At 71.4% G+C, this 14,677-nt stretch carries 13 protein-coding genes; 2 read left to right on the plus strand and 11 right to left on the minus strand.

Features of this window, described 5'->3' with window-relative positions; genetic code table 11:
- Positions 1 to 141 precede the first annotated feature (141 nt).
- Positions 142 to 888, plus strand: coding sequence for a hypothetical protein (locus ABS52_10020; GenBank protein ODT03219.1), 747 nt, complete (start codon positions 142 to 144; stop codon positions 886 to 888).
- 91 nt (positions 889 to 979) lie between these two features.
- Here the strand turns inward: ABS52_10020 and ABS52_10025 are convergent, their stop codons facing one another.
- From ABS52_10025 to ABS52_10060, 8 genes are all read right to left on the minus strand, one after another.
- Positions 980 to 1,846, minus strand: coding sequence for a carbon monoxide dehydrogenase (locus ABS52_10025; protein ID ODT03220.1), 867 nt, complete (start codon positions 1,844 to 1,846; stop codon positions 980 to 982).
- Between the two features lie 2 nt (positions 1,847 to 1,848).
- Positions 1,849 to 4,224, minus strand: a complete 2,376-nt coding sequence (locus tag ABS52_10030; GenBank protein ODT03221.1) for a carbon monoxide dehydrogenase — start codon at positions 4,222 to 4,224, stop codon at positions 1,849 to 1,851.
- A gap of 9 nt (positions 4,225 to 4,233) precedes the next feature.
- Positions 4,234 to 4,725: a carbon monoxide dehydrogenase gene (locus ABS52_10035; protein ID ODT03222.1), complete on the minus strand. Its 492-nt coding sequence runs from the start codon at positions 4,723 to 4,725 to the stop codon at positions 4,234 to 4,236.
- A 156-nt stretch (positions 4,726 to 4,881) separates the two neighbouring features.
- The gene (locus ABS52_10040; GenBank protein ID ODT03269.1) at positions 4,882 to 6,474 is read right to left on the minus strand and encodes an aminoacylase; all 1,593 of its coding nucleotides are present in this window, start codon (positions 6,472 to 6,474) and stop codon (positions 4,882 to 4,884) included.
- Positions 6,475 to 6,590: 116 nt separating this feature from the next.
- Positions 6,591 to 7,607 carry a hypothetical protein gene (locus ABS52_10045; protein ODT03223.1) on the minus strand — a complete coding sequence of 339 codons (1,017 nt, stop codon included), beginning with the start codon at positions 7,605 to 7,607 and terminating at the stop codon, positions 6,591 to 6,593.
- Positions 7,604 to 8,866, minus strand: coding sequence for a 4-hydroxy-3-methylbut-2-enyl diphosphate reductase (locus ABS52_10050; GenBank protein ID ODT03224.1), 1,263 nt, complete (start codon positions 8,864 to 8,866; stop codon positions 7,604 to 7,606). Before ABS52_10050 ends, ABS52_10045 begins: the two co-directional genes overlap by 4 nt.
- Positions 8,863 to 9,336, minus strand: coding sequence for a hypothetical protein (locus ABS52_10055; GenBank protein ID ODT03225.1), 474 nt, complete (start codon positions 9,334 to 9,336; stop codon positions 8,863 to 8,865). Before ABS52_10055 ends, ABS52_10050 begins: the two co-directional genes overlap by 4 nt.
- A complete protein-coding gene (locus ABS52_10060) occupies positions 9,336 to 9,905 on the minus strand; it encodes a hypothetical protein (GenBank protein ODT03270.1) in 570 nt (189 codons plus the stop codon). Before ABS52_10060 ends, ABS52_10055 begins: the two co-directional genes overlap by 1 nt.
- A gap of 176 nt (positions 9,906 to 10,081) precedes the next feature.
- Here ABS52_10060 and ABS52_10065 point away from each other — a divergent pair, with 176 nt between their 5' ends.
- The gene (locus ABS52_10065) at positions 10,082 to 10,762 is read left to right on the plus strand and encodes a hypothetical protein (protein ID ODT03271.1); all 681 of its coding nucleotides are present in this window, start codon (positions 10,082 to 10,084) and stop codon (positions 10,760 to 10,762) included.
- On the opposite strand, the gene ABS52_10070 is transcribed toward ABS52_10065, so the two are convergent.
- The 3 genes from ABS52_10070 to ABS52_10080 are packed head-to-tail and all read right to left on the minus strand — an operon-like array spanning position 10,759 to position 14,671.
- Positions 10,759 to 11,331: a hypothetical protein gene (locus ABS52_10070; GenBank protein ID ODT03226.1), complete on the minus strand. Its 573-nt coding sequence runs from the start codon at positions 11,329 to 11,331 to the stop codon at positions 10,759 to 10,761. The genes ABS52_10065 and ABS52_10070 overlap by 4 nt on opposite strands.
- Positions 11,328 to 11,924 carry a hypothetical protein gene (locus ABS52_10075; GenBank protein ODT03227.1) on the minus strand — a complete coding sequence of 199 codons (597 nt, stop codon included), beginning with the start codon at positions 11,922 to 11,924 and terminating at the stop codon, positions 11,328 to 11,330. Before ABS52_10075 ends, ABS52_10070 begins: the two co-directional genes overlap by 4 nt.
- Before the next feature lie 44 nt (positions 11,925 to 11,968).
- On the minus strand, positions 11,969 to 14,671 hold the full coding sequence (locus tag ABS52_10080) for a DEAD/DEAH box helicase (protein ID ODT03272.1): 2,703 nt from the start codon (positions 14,669 to 14,671) through the stop codon (positions 11,969 to 11,971).
- Positions 14,672 to 14,677: the final 6 nt, after the last annotated feature.

Consider the following 14,677-nt stretch of genomic DNA (forward strand, 5'->3'; position numbering starts at 1 on the left):
ATGCGGGGGTGGGCATGCGGGGGTGGGCATGCGGGGGTGGGCATGCGGGGGTAAGTTCGAGTCTCGTGACCTCGTCCCTCCCTGAGGCGAATCGCTTCGCGCCGCGTACACCCGTCTCCCCACTCCCGTCTCCCGCCTCCCATGTCCCTCACCATCAACGAGACCTTTCGAGTCGACGCCGCGCCCGATCGGGTCTGGCAGTTCCTCAAGAACCCGGCGGAAGTGGTCACCTGCCTCCCGGGAGCAGAGCTCACCGAGACGATCGACGCGCAGACCTACGGCGGGCGGGTGAAGGTGAAGGTGGGGCCGATCACGGCCGCCTATGCGGGGAAGGCGACGCTGACCCTGGTGGACGATGCGGCCCGGCGGATGCAGATCGTCGGCGAAGGAAAGGAGAGTGGGGGCTCCGGGTCGGCGCGCATGACGATGACGGGGGTGGTGACCCCGCTCCCCGACGGCGGGAGTGAAGTGAGCGTCGACGCCGTGGTCGATGTCGCCGGCCGGGTGATGCAGTTCGGGCGCGGGCTCATCGAGTCGGTCAACAAGCAGCTCTTCCGGCAGTTCGCCGAGTCGGTGCAGGCCAAGCTCGCGACGCCGGGCGGCGCGGTGCCCGCACCCGCGGACTCGGCGGGGGAGGCGCCCACCGTTCCCCCGCCACCCGGGGGAGGCGGGGCCGCGCCCCCCTCCATCGAACCGACAGCTGCAAGCCTGTCCGCGTCCGCAGGGGAGGCGCCTGCGCCCCCGCCGGCGGGAAGGACGAGCGCCGCCCCGGCCACGACGCCCCGAGCCGACGGGGCGATCGCCAAGGGCGAGGAACTGCGCGCGCTCCCGCTGCTCTGGAAGGTGTTCGTCTCGTGGCTGCGGCGCGTGTTCGGCGGGAAGCGTTAGGCAACCCCCAGGCGCAACGAACCCGGGCGGTGCCGTGCGGCATCGCCCGGGTTCGCGTCGGCGCCGCCCCGCCGGTCAGCCGGTCAGCCGGTCAGCCGGCCGCCGCGGCGAGCGCGCGCGTGAGGGCGCGGCGGGTGTGCACCCGCGCCAGGTTCCCCTTGTAGGCGGCGCTCCCCTTGGCGTCGTCGACGAAGACGATCCCGTCGGCCGCGTGCGACGCGGCGGCCGCCACCGTGGCCGCGGTCGCCGGCTTGCCGACGAGCGCCCCTTCCACCGCCGCCAGCCGCATCGCCTTGGGGCCAAGCCCGGTCATGCCGATGCGGGCCGCGGCGATCTTCCCGCCGCTCACCTGCAGCTCGGCCGCGATGCCGACGATGGCGTAGCCCGACGCCGGGTCAGGGTCCTTCTCGTACGCCCCGCCGCCCCCCGCCCCCCGGGCGGGGACGCGGATCTCGGTGAGCATCTCCCCCGGCTGCAACGCCGTGGTGAAGACGTCGGTGAAGAAGTCGTCCGCGGCGATGGCGCGCGTGCCGCCGGGGCCGGTGGCCACCAGCGTTGCCCCCAAGGCGAGCATCGCGGCGGGGAGGTCGGCGGCGGGGTCGGCGTGCGCCAGCGACCCCCCGATCGTTCCCATGTTGCGGATGAGCGGGTCGCCGATGTGGCTCGCCACCTCCGCCAGGAGCGGCGCCTTCTGCCGCACGACGGGTGACGAGACGACGCTCGCATGGCGCGCCGTGGCCCCGATGTGCACCGCCGAGCCGCCGTCGGTGATGGCCGACAGGGCCGGAATGCGCCCGATGTCGATGAGGTGGGCCGGGGTGGCGAAGCGGAGCTTCATCACCGGGATCAGCGAGTGCCCCCCGGCGAGCAGCTTGGCGTCGTCGCCGTACCTGGCCAGGAGCGCCAGCGCATCGGGGACGCTGGTGGCCGCGTGGTATTCGAAGGATGCGGGATACATGGTCAGTTCCCCCCCTTGGCGTCCTGGATCGCCGACCAGATGCGGCCCGCGGTCAGGGGCATGTCGAGGTGGGTGATGCCGAAGGGTGAGAGGGCGTCGATCACGGCGTTGGCCACGGCGGCGGTGGAGGCGATGGTCCCGGCCTCGCCCGCCCCCTTCACGCCTAACGGGTTGACCGGCGAGGGGGTCACCGTGCGGTCGGTCTCGAAGTTGGGGAGGAACTCGGCCTTCGGGATGGCGTAGTTCATCAGCGACCCGGTCAGCAGCTGCCCGTTGGAGTCGTACTGGGCCCCTTCCCACAGCGCCTGGGCGGTCCCCTGCGCAATGCCGCCGTGCAGCTGGCCGTCGACGATCATCGGGTTGATCACGTTGCCGAAGTCATCGACCGCGACGTAGCGCCGCACCGTCACGTGCCCGGTCTCGCCATCCACCTCGACGACCGCGATGTGCGTCCCGAAGGGGAAGACGAAGTTTCCCGGGTTGAAGAACGTGGTCGCCTCGAGCCCGGGCTCCATCCCCTCGGGGATGTTGTGCGCCAGGTAGGCGGCGAGCGCCACCTCGCCGAATCCCTTCGTGCGCTGCGGCGACCCCTTCACGAAGTAGTTGCCGCCGGCAAAGTCGACGTCCTCGGGGGCGGCCTCCAGGAGGTGCGCCGCGATCCGGCGCCCCTTCTCCTTCACCTTCTGCAGCGAGTTGAAGAGGGCGGCGCCCCCCACCGCGCCCGAGCGCGACCCGTAGGTCCCCATCCCGAACGGCACGCGCCCGGTGTCGCCGTGCACGATCTCCACGTCGTCCATGGAGCACCCGAGCTCGCTGGCGACCACCTGCGCGAACGTCGTCTCGTGCCCCTGCCCGTGCGAATGCGAGCCGGTGAACACGGTGACCTTGCCGGTGGGATGGATGCGCACCACCCCGGACTCGTAGAGCCCGGCCTGCGCGCCTAACGCCCCGACGATGTGCGAGGGGGCCAGCCCGCACGCCTCGATGTACGACGACAGGCCGATCCCCAGGTACTTCCCCTTGGCGCGCGCCGCCGCCTGCTCGGCGCGAAGGCCCTGGTAATCGACCATCGCCAGCGCCTTGTCGAGCGCGGGCTCGTAGTTCCCGCTGTCGTACTGCAGCGCCACCGCCGTCTGGAACGGGAAGGCGTCGGGGGCGACGAGGTTGCGCCGGCGCAGCTCGGCCGGGTCGATCCCGAGCTGGTGCGCCGCGACGTCGAGCGTCCGCTCGAGCACGTACGTCGCCTCGGGGCGTCCGGCGCCGCGATACGCGTCGACGGGCGTGGTGTGCGTGTACGCGGCGGTCACCTCGACGTGAATCGCCGGGATGTTGTATTGCCCCGAGAGCAGCGTGCCGTACAGGTAGGTCGGGACGGCAGGGGCGAACAACGTCAGGTAGGCGCCGAGGTTCGCGACCGTCTTGACCCGCAGGGCGACGATCTTCCCCTGCGCGTCGAACGCCATCTCCACGTTGGTGTCGTGGTCGCGCCCGTGCGCATCGGTCAGGTACGCCTCGCTGCGCGTCGCCGTCCACTTGACCGGGCGTCCCAGCGTCTTCGACGCCCACGCCACCACGCACTCCTCAGGATAGATGAAGATCTTGGAACCGAAGCCCCCACCGACATCCGGCGCGATGACGCGGAACTTGTGCTCCGGGATCCCGAGGACGAAGGCCCCCATGATGAGGCGGTGCACGTGCGGGTTCTGCGACGTCACGTACAGCGTCAGCTCGTCCGCCGCCGGATCGTAACTGGCGAGCGACGCGCGGGGCTCCATCGCGTTGGCGATGAGGCGCTGGTTCACCAGGTGCTGCCGGACGACGTGCTTGGCGCCGGCGACGGCCGCGTCGGTCGCGGCGGCATCACCCAGCTGCCAGGTGAAGGCGACGTTGCCCGGCGCGTCGGCGTGCACCTGCGGCGCCCCCGGCGCGAGGGCGGCCACCGCATCGGCCACCGCGGGATGGTCCGCGTAGTCGACCAGCACCGCGTCGGCGGCGTCGCGGGCGAGCATCGGGGTGTCGGCGATCACCACCGCCACCGCATTCCCCACGTGCGCCACCTTCCCGACCGCCAGGGGGCGGAACTCGGCGATCCTGATCCCCGGGTGCAGCCACCCCGGCGGGATCGGGTTCACCCCCGCGCGCTTCATGTCCTCGCCCGTGAGGACGGCATGCACCCCCGGCATCGCCCGCGCCGCGCTCGCGTCGATCGCGTTGATCGTCGCATTGGCGTGCGGCGACCGCACGAACGCCGCGTACAGCTGCCCCGTGAGCTTGAGGTCGTCGGTATAGCGCCCCGCCCCGGTGATGAAGCGCTGGTCCTCCTTGCGTCTGACGGACTCCCCGATGAGGGACGTCCCCGGCACTGCGGTCGTGGCCATGCGCCCTCCTCAGTCGGCGGCGACGGCGGAGCCACCGTCGGCCATGGTGTTGGCGGCCAGCTGCACCGCCTTCACGATGTTCTGGTAGCCGGTGCACCGGCACAGGTTCCCCTCCAGCGCGTGCCGGATCTCGTCCTCGGTCGGCGCCGGGTTGTGCGTCAGCAGGTCGAGGCTCGACATGATCATCCCGGGGGTGCAGAACCCGCACTGCAGCCCGTGCGCCTCGCGGAATGCCGCCTGCAGCGGGTGCAGTTCGCCGTTTGTCCCGATCCCCTCGATCGTCGTGACCTGCGCGCCGTCGGCCTGGACGGCGAGCACCGTGCACGACTTCACGCCGCGGCCATCCAGCAGGACGGTGCACGCCCCGCACTGGCTCGTGTCGCACCCGACGTGCGTCCCGGTCAAGCCGAGCACGTCACGCAGGAAGTGAACGAGCAGCGTGCGCGGCTCGACGTCGCGCGTGTAGGCACGCCCGTTCACCGAGACGTTGATCTCTGCCATGCTGACGCTCCGGAAGGAAGTTGGGTCCCCGCCCCCGGATGACCGAGGCGGGGTCGCTAGCATGGCGCACGGTCCCTGACGCGTCAAGCAACCGCCGGCACGCACCGACGGCGCGGCTACCGCGCCCACGGCGCGGCTACCGCGCCCATGGCGCGGCTACCGCGCCACCCCCTTCCGCAGGACCCGCCCCGGCCGCGCCGACGTCATCGCGCCGTTGGCCACCACCCGCACGCCGTTCACCAGCACCTCGTCGATCCCCACCGGGTACTGGTGCGGAGCGGTGAACGTCGCCTGGTCCGCCACGGTCGCCGCGTCGAAGACCACCAGGTTGGCGGTCGCCCCCTCGCGCACCTCCCCATGATCCGGGAGCCCCAACCGCGCCGCCGGCATCCCGGTCATCTTGTGTACCGCCTGCTCCAGCGACAGAACGCCGAGCTCGCGCACGTATCGCCCCAATACCCGCGGGAAGGTCCCGTAGGCGCGCGGGTGCGGTTGCCCCTCCCCCGGCCTCGTCAGGCGGCCGTCGGACGCGATCATCGTCTGCGGATGCCCCATGATCCGCCGCACGTCCCCCTCGTCGATCACGTGGTAGATCATCGACGCCCCGCCGTTGAGCTCGCCTTCGACCACCAGCGGCGCGGCAGCCGCGGGCGTCGGCTCGACCCCGCGCTCCACCGCCCAATCGTACAGCGTCCGCCCCTCGAGGTCGTGCTTCCACGACACCCGACCGAACTGCACCCGCTTGATGTCGCCGCCGCCGCGGTCGTTCAGGAGGTACTCGATCACGCCACGAACGATGCTGTCGCGAAGCACCGGGTCCTTCATCCTGCGGGCCAGCGCGGTATCCCCATTGGCCAGTGCCCAGGGCGGAATCAGCACCGACAGGCTGGTCTGGCTCGCCGTGTACGGGTACTGGTCGATCATCACGTCGATCCCCGCGCTCCGCGCCGAATCCACCATCGCCAGCGTGCGCACGGACTGTCCCCACATCTGCCGGCCAATGGCCTTGTGGTGCGTCAGGACCACCGGGATGCGAGCCTCCCGGCCGATGGTGATCGCCTCCGCGACCCCCTCGAACAACCCCAACCCCTCCTCGCGCAGGTGCGAGGTGTAGATCCCGCCGCGCGCCGCGGCGACCCGGGCCAGCGCCACCACCTCGTCGGTCTTCGAGTAGAACCCCGGGATGTAGCGCAACCCGGTGCTCAGCCCGAAGGCACCGTCATCCATCCCGTCCGCCACCAGCGCCTGCATTCGCGCGAGCTCTGCCGCGGTTGGGGCGCGGTCGTCCAGCCCCATCACGCGCTCGCGGATGGAGTTGTGTCCGACGAGGAAGGCGACGTTCATCCCGAGCCCGGCGCGCTGCGCCGAGTCCATGTACGGCGCGAGCGGAAGGGGGCCGCCGCCGTCGGGCCCTCCCAGCGCCAGCGTGACCCCCTGCCGCACGTGGCTCTCCGCATCCGGGAGGCGCAGCAGCGGATCGAGGTGGGCATGCAGGTCGATGAAGCCCGGGGCCACGATGCGCCCCTCCGCTTCAATGACGGTGCCGGCCGATTGCGGATCGAGGCCCGAGCGCGAGACGCGCACGATGCGATCGCCCCGCAGCGCCACATCGGCCCGGAAGCGCGCGCTCCCCGTTCCGTCCACCACCGTCCCGCCCCGAATCAGGACGTCGTAGCGCTCGGCGAGCTGCGACCACGCGGGAGCGGCCGACACGGCGAGCAGGGGCGCGCTCAGGGAGATTCGGAGCATGAGCGCGAGGGCGCCGCGCAGCGGCGGCCTCGGGCGAAGCAGGCGCGACATCACGTTCAATCCTCTCGAAGTGGCTCTCGCCGGAAACGTGGCGAGCTGCACGCCACCGGGCAAACTCAATGCGAGTTGCCGCTCTCCTCCGGCACCGCCGGGCGCGCCGTCCAGGTCACCGACCAGCTGCGCTCCCCGCCGGGATCGACCCACGCCGCGCTCTTCCAGTCACCCAGCGCGTCGCTGAGCGAATCGGGGGCGCCGATGCAGGGGGAGAAGGCGAGGTTGAGGTACGGCGCCTCACGCCGGAACGGCGTCCACCCGCGCTTGTTGATCCACAGGCCGAAGTGCGTGACGATCCCGGGATCGAAGGTGGCGGTCAGCTCGGCGTCTCCCTCGCGCAGGGTGGCCCACCCCTGTGGCATGTCGAGAAAGAGCTTGCACGCGTACCGCTTGGCGACGTCGTGGGGGGCGACGAACTCGTGCACCTTCCCCCCACCGCGGACGAACGGCCAGCGGTGCTCGGAGCGTGCCTCGCCGAGGTCGATCTCGTGCCGCGCGAAGACGCGCAGCCGCGCGCCGCCGGGGAGGAGGACCCGCGTCGACGGGGTGAGCGGAAAGGTCGGGTGCGCCGACCAGATGAAGGGGATGCGCTCGGCGCCGTCGTTGACGAGCGCGTAGTCCATGCGCACCGAGCCGTCGGGGGTGACGCACACGGCACGTTGCAGCCGGTAGGGGAAGCGCGCCCCACGCCAGGTGAAGACCGCGCATTGCCCCTCGGCGGCGGTGCGCACGCCGAGCACCGGCTCCTGCGACCACAGCTCGCCGTGGTCGGGGAGCTCGATGCCCCCGAAGGTGCGCACCCACCCCGGGACGCGGCACGACGCGACCGTCGGGAAGCACTCGTCGAAGCCGCCACTGTCGCCGGTCTCGAGATACGAGGTCCCGTCGATGCCGCGGGCGAGGGGGACGACGTCGCTCGTCCAGAGCCACTCCCGCCCGCCCATGAACAGCTCGGTGATCTTCCCGCCTAACGACGGGACGAGGACCACCCGGGTCCCGCCACCGCGCAGCTCGAGGTAGCCGAAGTCGGCGGCGGTCGGGAAGTGCTTGCGGGGCTTGGCGCGGAAGGGGAGCTTCACCCGACCGACTCTACCGAGATGCCGCGCGTGGCGAGGATGCGTGCCACGGCCTCGCCGATCTTGTTGTTGGGCGTGCTGGCCCCTGCCGTGATCCCCACGCGCACCGCCCCGCGTGCCGGAAGCCATCCGGCCGCGTCCGCCTCGACGTGCCGGACGCCCGCCACCCGATAGTGCAGCGTCCCGCGTTCCGGATCGATCGACTCGGCATCCTCGACATGGTAGGTGGGAACCCGCTCCGCACAGAGCGCGGCGAGGGAAATTGTATTGCTCGAGTTGAAGCCGCCTATGACGATCATCACGTCGAGCGGCTCCTGCAGGAGCTCGTTCACGGCGTCCTGCCGGTCCTGCGTCGCCGAGCAGATCGTGTCGAAGGTCCGGTGGTGGGCCACCCGGTACTCCTCGCCGAAGGCACGGGCCATCGCCTTCCCCACCGCCTCGCCGATCGCCAGCGACTCGCGCGCCAGCATCGTCGTCTGGTTGGCCACCCCGATCTTGCGGAGGTGCTCGTCCGGGTCGAAGCCGGGCGAGGCCGCCTTGGCGAAGCGGTCCAGGAAGGCCGCGCGCCGTTCCGGGGTCACCTGAGCGCTCCCCATCGCCTCGATGTACGCGCAGACCTCCCGCGCCTCGTCCATGTCCCGCACGACCAGGTAGCGCCCCTCGGGATACTTGAGCACCTGCGATGCGGTGGCCCGCGTCTCCTCATGGTAGTACTTGCCGTGGATGAGCGCCGTGAAGCCGTCACGTGCATACCCCTCCACCCGCTTCCACACGTTGAGCACGCTCCCGCACGTGGTGTCGACCAGGACGCAGCCGCGCGCGCGCAACGCGTGGAAGTCGGCCACGGTCACCCCGAAGGCCGGAAGGATCACCACGTCGTCCTGCCCCGCCACCGAGAAGTCGAAGCGGGGCTCCCCATCGGTGGTGCCGGGCAGGGGTTCGAGGATCTCGATCCCCATGCGGCGCAGGTTGGCGTTGACGTGCGGGTTGTGGATGATCTCTCCCAGCAGGAAGAGCTTCCGGTCGGGGAACTTGCGGCGCGTCTGGTAGGCGTAGTCCACCGCACGGTCCACGCCGTAGCAGAAGCCGAACTCGCGGGCCAGCCGGATGGTGACGTCGCCCGCGGTCAGCGTGTAGTCATGCGAGCGCAGGTAGTCGACCAGTCGCCCCGTGTAGTCGGCAGTGAGCTCGTCCCGGACCTCGGCGCCAAGGCCGAACCCCTTGCGGAAGTAGCTGTCGGGCGGGGTGGCGGGAGTCGTCATGCGCCCCCCGTCACGCGCGCCGCGCGCGCCTCGTCCACCGTGAGCCGGTACGGTGCCAGCGCCTCGATGAAGGCGCCCGGCCAGGCGATCCGTCGGATCGCATCCCCGCGATCCGGCCCATCGTATACGCAGACCAGCACCAGGTATCCGGCCATCCGGAGCGCCCCCCCATCGCCATAGGCGTCGAAGTTCAGTCGCAGCGAGGTCTCGCCGACCTCGGAGATATACACCGCCACCTCGAGCAGTTCGTCGAGCCGCGGAGGGGACGGATACTCGAGGTGCATGACCCGCCGTGGCAGGGAGATGCCGAAGTGGTCGGCAAACTCTCGATAGCCGATCCCGACGGAGCGGAAGAGCTCCCCCTCTCCGATCTCCATGAAGCGCGTGTAGGCGTCGAAGCGGATGATCCCCATCGGGTCGCAGTCGGACCACCGGACGCGCTCGCGAATGACGAAGGGCGCCGGGGACATCAGCGTCCCCCCTTGCCCGCCGCCGCCGTCCAGAACGACGCGGCGATGACCGGGGAGAGCGCGTAGGTGACCAGGACCTCGTAGGCGCGCTGCCGGTCGATCATCCCATTCGTGAGGATCCCGACGGCGCCGGCGCCGTGCTTGGTGTCGGACTCCCCCGTCAGCGCATCCATGGCGTGACCGAGCTCCGTGCCGCCGCGCACGAGTTCGGCGACGGCCGGCGGGAGGGGCATGGCGAGGGAGCCGCCGAAGAACTCGCGCCCGTCGCGCAGCGCGACCGCGGCCCAGGCGCAGGTGCGCATCCCGAGGTGGCCGTCCTCGACGATGCCCCCCTCGAGCCCGACGCCGATGTCCGCATCCAGGGCGGCGCGGGCCGCCCGGGCGCGCGCCGCCGCGCCGCGCCGCGTCTCGTCATCGCCGACCGGCTGGTCGGGGACGCCCGAGGGCACCTGGATCCCTTCCACGATGGCCGACGCATGCAGCCGCCTAACGACGTGCGCCACCGCCGCGACCTTCACCGGATTGCGCGACCCCACGGCGACCCGGGGGACGTGCACAGGCTCCTGCATCGACTCCATCACCTCTCCGTGGGATCCTGGTCCTCACCCCCGGCCGTGCGGGCCGGGTCCTCGAAATCTAAGCGGCCGCGACGGGGGCGACGGCGCGCCTTGCTCCCCCCGCAGGCGGGGGATAAGCTAGGGCGCCCATGGGTCTCCTATCCACGCACGTACCGCTGCACGCCGTGCTGCCGCCCGCGCGCCCGCGCCACGAGCCGTCGCCGTTCACCCTCATCGCGGAGCGACTCTGGCTCGACTTCGTCAACACCGACGACGTCCGCCGCGGCATGCGGGTCGACCTGCTGCGTGACTTCGACTCGCTCGTGCGCTTCCTCGAGTCGTCCGGTGTCCTCGACCAGGAGCGTGCGGCAGGGATGCGGCGGCGCGCGCAGCAGCAGCCGGCCGGCGCCGCCGCGGCGCTGGTCGACGCGCGGCGGATGCGCGCCGCCCTGCGCGCGCTCGCCGAGCGGGGGGCGAACTCGGAGAAGATCCGCTGGGATGCGCTGGCGGAGATCAACCGCGTCCTCGGCCGCAGCGCCGGGACGCGGCGCCTGGAGACGCGCGCCGACGGCTCGTTCACCCGCGCCTTCGTCCCGACCGGCGACGCCTTTGCCGGCCTCATCATCCCGGTGGTGGAGTCGGCCGCCGACTCGCTCATCGCCGGCGAGCTGTCACGGGTCCGGCGCTGCGGCGACCACCGCTGCCCGCGCGTCTTCTACGATGCCACCCGCAACGGCCGCCGCCGCTGGTGCGACATGGCGACGTGCGGGAACCGGGCCAAGGCGGCGCGATTTCGCGAGCGCGAGCGCTCGGTCGACGACCACTCCCCGGCGACCGGCCCCGCCGGCCCCCCACGCCGGGCTCGTTAGGCCTCGCTGGGCACCACGCGGATGTACCCCATCTCCGCGGCGTAGGCGCGAAGCTTCCGCTGCAGGATCCGCCGCCCGCGGAAGAGGCGCGACTTGACCGTCCCCTCGGGGACGCCAAGCACCGAGGCGATCTCGGAGTAGCGCATCCCCTGCACGTCGCTCAGCATGACCGACGTCCGGTATTCGTCGGGGAGCGCCTCGATGGCTTCCACGACCTTCTCGTCGATGAACGAGTCGTAGAACGCCCCCTCGGGGTCGGTCTCGCCCACCGCCTCGAAGGCGGGATTCCCCTCCGCATCGTCCGGCGCCAGCACCTCGCGCGCGTCGATGCGGCGCTTGCGGCTGACGAAGATGTGGTAGAGGATCGTGAACAGCCACGCCCGGATGTTGGACCCGAGATGGTACTGCTCCCAGCGCTCCAGCGCGCGCAGGATCGTGTCGGACACCAGGTCCTGCGCATCGTCGCGCGAGCGCGAGAGCTTGAATGCGAAGTTGTACAGCGCATCCAGGTGCACCAGCGCCTCGCGCTCGAACGCCGCGCGACGCTTCGCATCGGACTGGCTCGTCATGCCGTACCCCCCTCACGAACGTGCATGGCAAGGAATCGCTTCAATTCCGTCTCCACCTCGCGCAGCACCCCCGCATCTCGGCTCACCTTCGACAACATGAGTGCCCCCTCGAGCGTGGCGACGATGAACCGCGACAGGCGCCGTGTGTCCGTCCCCGGCTTCAGGAACGCACGCGCCTCCCACAGCATCGATTCAATTTGGGCGACCCACCGGTCGAAGGCCAGTGCCAGCCGCACGCGAAAACCCTCGCCTAGAACAAATATCTCAGCAGAAAGGTTTCCAGCCGCTCCCCCTCCCTCAACCCCGCCCGCGCCGTGCAGCATTACCAGCGCCTCGACGAAGCGCTGCAGGCGATCCGCCGGCCCCAGCGTCGTGTCCCGCAGGATCGCCCCCCCCTGCTCGGCGAGCCGGTCGAACTGGCGATCCACCACCGCCATCGCCAGCTCCTCCTTGGACCGGAAATAGTGATAGAAGTGGCTCTTCCCGCTCAGCGAGGCCCGATCGATCACGTCGTCGATCGACGTGCGCCGATAGCCCCGCTCGGCCATCAACCCTGCGGCAGCCTCGATGATGCGCCCCTTCGTCTCGCTCATGGCGACTACGATCGGCCCCTCGGCACCGCCGCCGCAAGGCGCGCTCAGCGCCCGCGTCGTCGGTCACTCCCGCGCCCTTGACTCCCCCCACGGCGGTCGTCCCGCCCACGGCGATCGTCGGGTCCGCGGCGCTCGTCCCGCCCCGCACGCCCCTCGCGGGCATCGCGCTCGCGCCCCCGGCCACGCCGGTCACGCGCGAACTGGGCCCGCACCTCGGCCACGTCGCGCTCGCGCCGGCGACGGTGCCGCTCCTCGAAGCGCTCCCGTCGATCCACCAGGTGCTCCTCGGGCGACCAGGGGCGGTCGAGCAGTTCCTGCAGCTCATCCAGCGTGGCCGCGCGCACGCTCCCGCGCTGGCCGCGATGCACGACGAAGCGCAGCGGACGATCCAGCCGCGGCAGTTCCTCCGCCACCAGCGATCGCGCCAGCTTCTCCGGAAGCACCAGGCGCGCGACGCCGACCGTGGCATCTCCCCCCTCGAGCGCCGCCCTCTCCTCCACGTCGTAGTCGATACCCACCGGATGCCCCCGCACCTCGACGTGCTCCGGGAGCGCCAGCAGGCGCTCGCGCTCCTCGGCCGGGACCCAGTCGGCGAGCGGGAGCCGGAGCGGCGCGGCCCGGTACTCCCGCATCGAGCCCACGTCGCCTAACGCGGATTCGTACAGCGCCGCCAGCTCCGGCATCCCCAGGCGCCGCGTCGTCCCGCCCGAGCGCCGGTACAGCTCGCGTGCCTCCTCGATCATGGGGCGGTTGCGCTTGACGGCCACGTGACGCGGCTCGCCCCGTGCCAGCGCCTCCGCCAGCACGCGCCGCGCAACCCCCTCCTCCCCGGACGGGAACGCATCGAGGAGCTCCTCGTCCCGCTCCAGGTCGAAGCCGAAGTACGTGAGCCGCGACTCGCGCACCAGCGCCTCGCGCTTGCCGCGCCCGTCGTACGCCAGTCGCGACTCGCCGGGCACGGCGTACCTGCGCACCAGGGCCATCGGCAGCTGTGTCCCCTCGATCGAGGCGCGCGGGATCCCCATCCGATCGGCGAAGTAGCGCAGCGAGCCGGCCACCGCCCCCCAGGACCCGCATACGCTGCTCTTGCCGACCCGCGCCTCCTGCCCGTCGGCGGTCTCCTCGTCGATCACGAGGTCGAAGGGCATGATGCGCGCGACCAGGTCGCAGTACGCGCGCCTCACCTCCTCGGTCACCAGCGGCATCGTGTCGGGAAGCGGGAGTCCCACGCCACGGTACACCGACGCCATGGCCAGCGCCGTGTCCTCGATCGCCTTCACCAGCACCCCTCGCCGGTCGGCCCAGCGTGCCACCGCCTCCTCGTCGAACAGCTGGCGTGCCAGGCCGTACACCTCGCCCATGTAGCCGGCCTTCGCGTAGGCCTCGGCATACACGTTGTAGGCCGTGAGGTGATCGCTCCCGGCGACCACCAGCCCCTCCAGGTCGCGCTCGTCCCGCGTCATCCGGTGCAGCGATTCCACGCTGGCCATCACCGCAAGGTACGGCATCAGCGTGTCCTCGCCGTGCACGATGAGCTCGGCCCACTCCCGCTCCACCGGGAGCTTCTCGACGAGCCGGCCGTAGCGCGACAGCCGCCCGTTCTCGATGACGCCACGCGCCTCCAGGTGCTGCACGGCGCGCCGATAGGCGCCGCGGTCGAGCGCCACGGGGAGGTCGAGCTCGTCGGCGCGCACCCCGAGGTCGGCGCAGGTGAGCGCCACCCGCTCCGAGTCGCCCGCCAGCTGGAAGTCGGGCTCGGTGGGACGGAGCGAGGGCCAGTGCAGGTCGCGATCGCTCAGGATGAAGACCTTCCCCCCATCCACGCGCCCGTGCACGCGCCCCGCCATCTGCAGGATCTCGTTGTTCCCCAGGTGCGTGCGCGTCAGGACGTTCTTGCCGCGCTCCACGACGTTCGTGAATCGCGTGTCGTCGATGACGACGGTGTCGAGCCCCTTGATGTTCAGCGCACTTTGTCCCGCCGCCGTCATCGCCAGGAAGAAGGGCTTCTCCACCCCCTCCTCGAGGAAGGGACGGATGACGCGAATCGGCTCGCCGCCGTGGTAGAACGCCGTGGTGATGCGGCGGAAGCGATCGCCCACCAGCGCCGCCACCTGCTCCACGGCCGCCCGGGTGGGGAGGAACATCCCCACCCCCCGCCGCTGCTTCATCACCTGCTGCAGGAACCGGTCGTCGAGGAAGTTCGCCGGGTCCTTCCGCACGACGCGCACGTCGGCCGCCTTGCGCGGGTCGAAGGCGGTCGACTCGATCACCGCCGACGACCCCAGGTATTCGGCGTAGAAGCGCGGGTCCACCGTGGCCGAGAGCCAGATGAAGCGGCACCCGACCCGCTTGCCTAACGCCAGGCAGAGCTCCAGCTCCGCCGACGTCTGGTGGATCTCGTCGATCACCAGCGTGTCGCGCGCCTGGATGTCACCGTCCTGGAACCAGCGGCGCGCGATCCCCGTCGTCACCACGATCACGTTCCAGGTCGGGGTCTCGGGAGTCGCCTCCCGCTCGCGATTCACGACGCCGACCCGCAGCGCCTGGGTGCGGAGGATCGCCTGGGCGATCGGGCGGACGGCGAGCGTCTTCCCCGTCCCCGTCCCGGCGACGATCCCGAACCCCGCCCCCGATGCCGCGAGCGCCCGCACCTCGGCGCCATGCTCGCGCTCGATGACGGTCTCGATCTGGAGGGCGAGCGCGAGCTCGATCGTCTCGCACGCGGCGCGCGTGGGGGCGATGACGATCACGCG

It is taken from the genome of Gemmatimonadetes bacterium SCN 70-22 (assembly GCA_001724275.1).
Lineage (GTDB): Bacteria > Gemmatimonadota > Gemmatimonadetes > Gemmatimonadales > Gemmatimonadaceae > SCN-70-22.

What these genes read in the sequence shown, in the direction of transcription:
- ABS52_10025 (ODT03220.1), bottom strand. Translation starts at nt 1,846, where the DNA reads ATGTATCCCGCATCCTTCGAATACCACGCGGCCACCAGCGTCCCCGAT.
- ABS52_10020 (ODT03219.1), top strand. Translation starts at nt 142, where the DNA reads ATGTCCCTCACCATCAACGAGACCTTTCGAGTCGACGCCGCGCCCGAT.
- ABS52_10035 (ODT03222.1), bottom strand. Translation starts at nt 4,725, where the DNA reads ATGGCAGAGATCAACGTCTCGGTGAACGGGCGTGCCTACACGCGCGAC.
- ABS52_10050 (ODT03224.1), bottom strand. Translation starts at nt 8,866, where the DNA reads ATGACGACTCCCGCCACCCCGCCCGACAGCTACTTCCGCAAGGGGTTC.
- ABS52_10040 (ODT03269.1), bottom strand. Translation starts at nt 6,474, where the DNA reads ATGCTCCGAATCTCCCTGAGCGCGCCCCTGCTCGCCGTGTCGGCCGCT.
- ABS52_10055 (ODT03225.1), bottom strand. Translation starts at nt 9,336, where the DNA reads ATGTCCCCGGCGCCCTTCGTCATTCGCGAGCGCGTCCGGTGGTCCGAC.
- ABS52_10060 (ODT03270.1), bottom strand. Translation starts at nt 9,905, where the DNA reads ATGCAGGAGCCTGTGCACGTCCCCCGGGTCGCCGTGGGGTCGCGCAAT.
- ABS52_10075 (ODT03227.1), bottom strand. Translation starts at nt 11,924, where the DNA reads ATGAGCGAGACGAAGGGGCGCATCATCGAGGCTGCCGCAGGGTTGATG.
- ABS52_10030 (ODT03221.1), bottom strand. Translation starts at nt 4,224, where the DNA reads ATGGCCACGACCGCAGTGCCGGGGACGTCCCTCATCGGGGAGTCCGTC.
- ABS52_10070 (ODT03226.1), bottom strand. Translation starts at nt 11,331, where the DNA reads ATGACGAGCCAGTCCGATGCGAAGCGTCGCGCGGCGTTCGAGCGCGAG.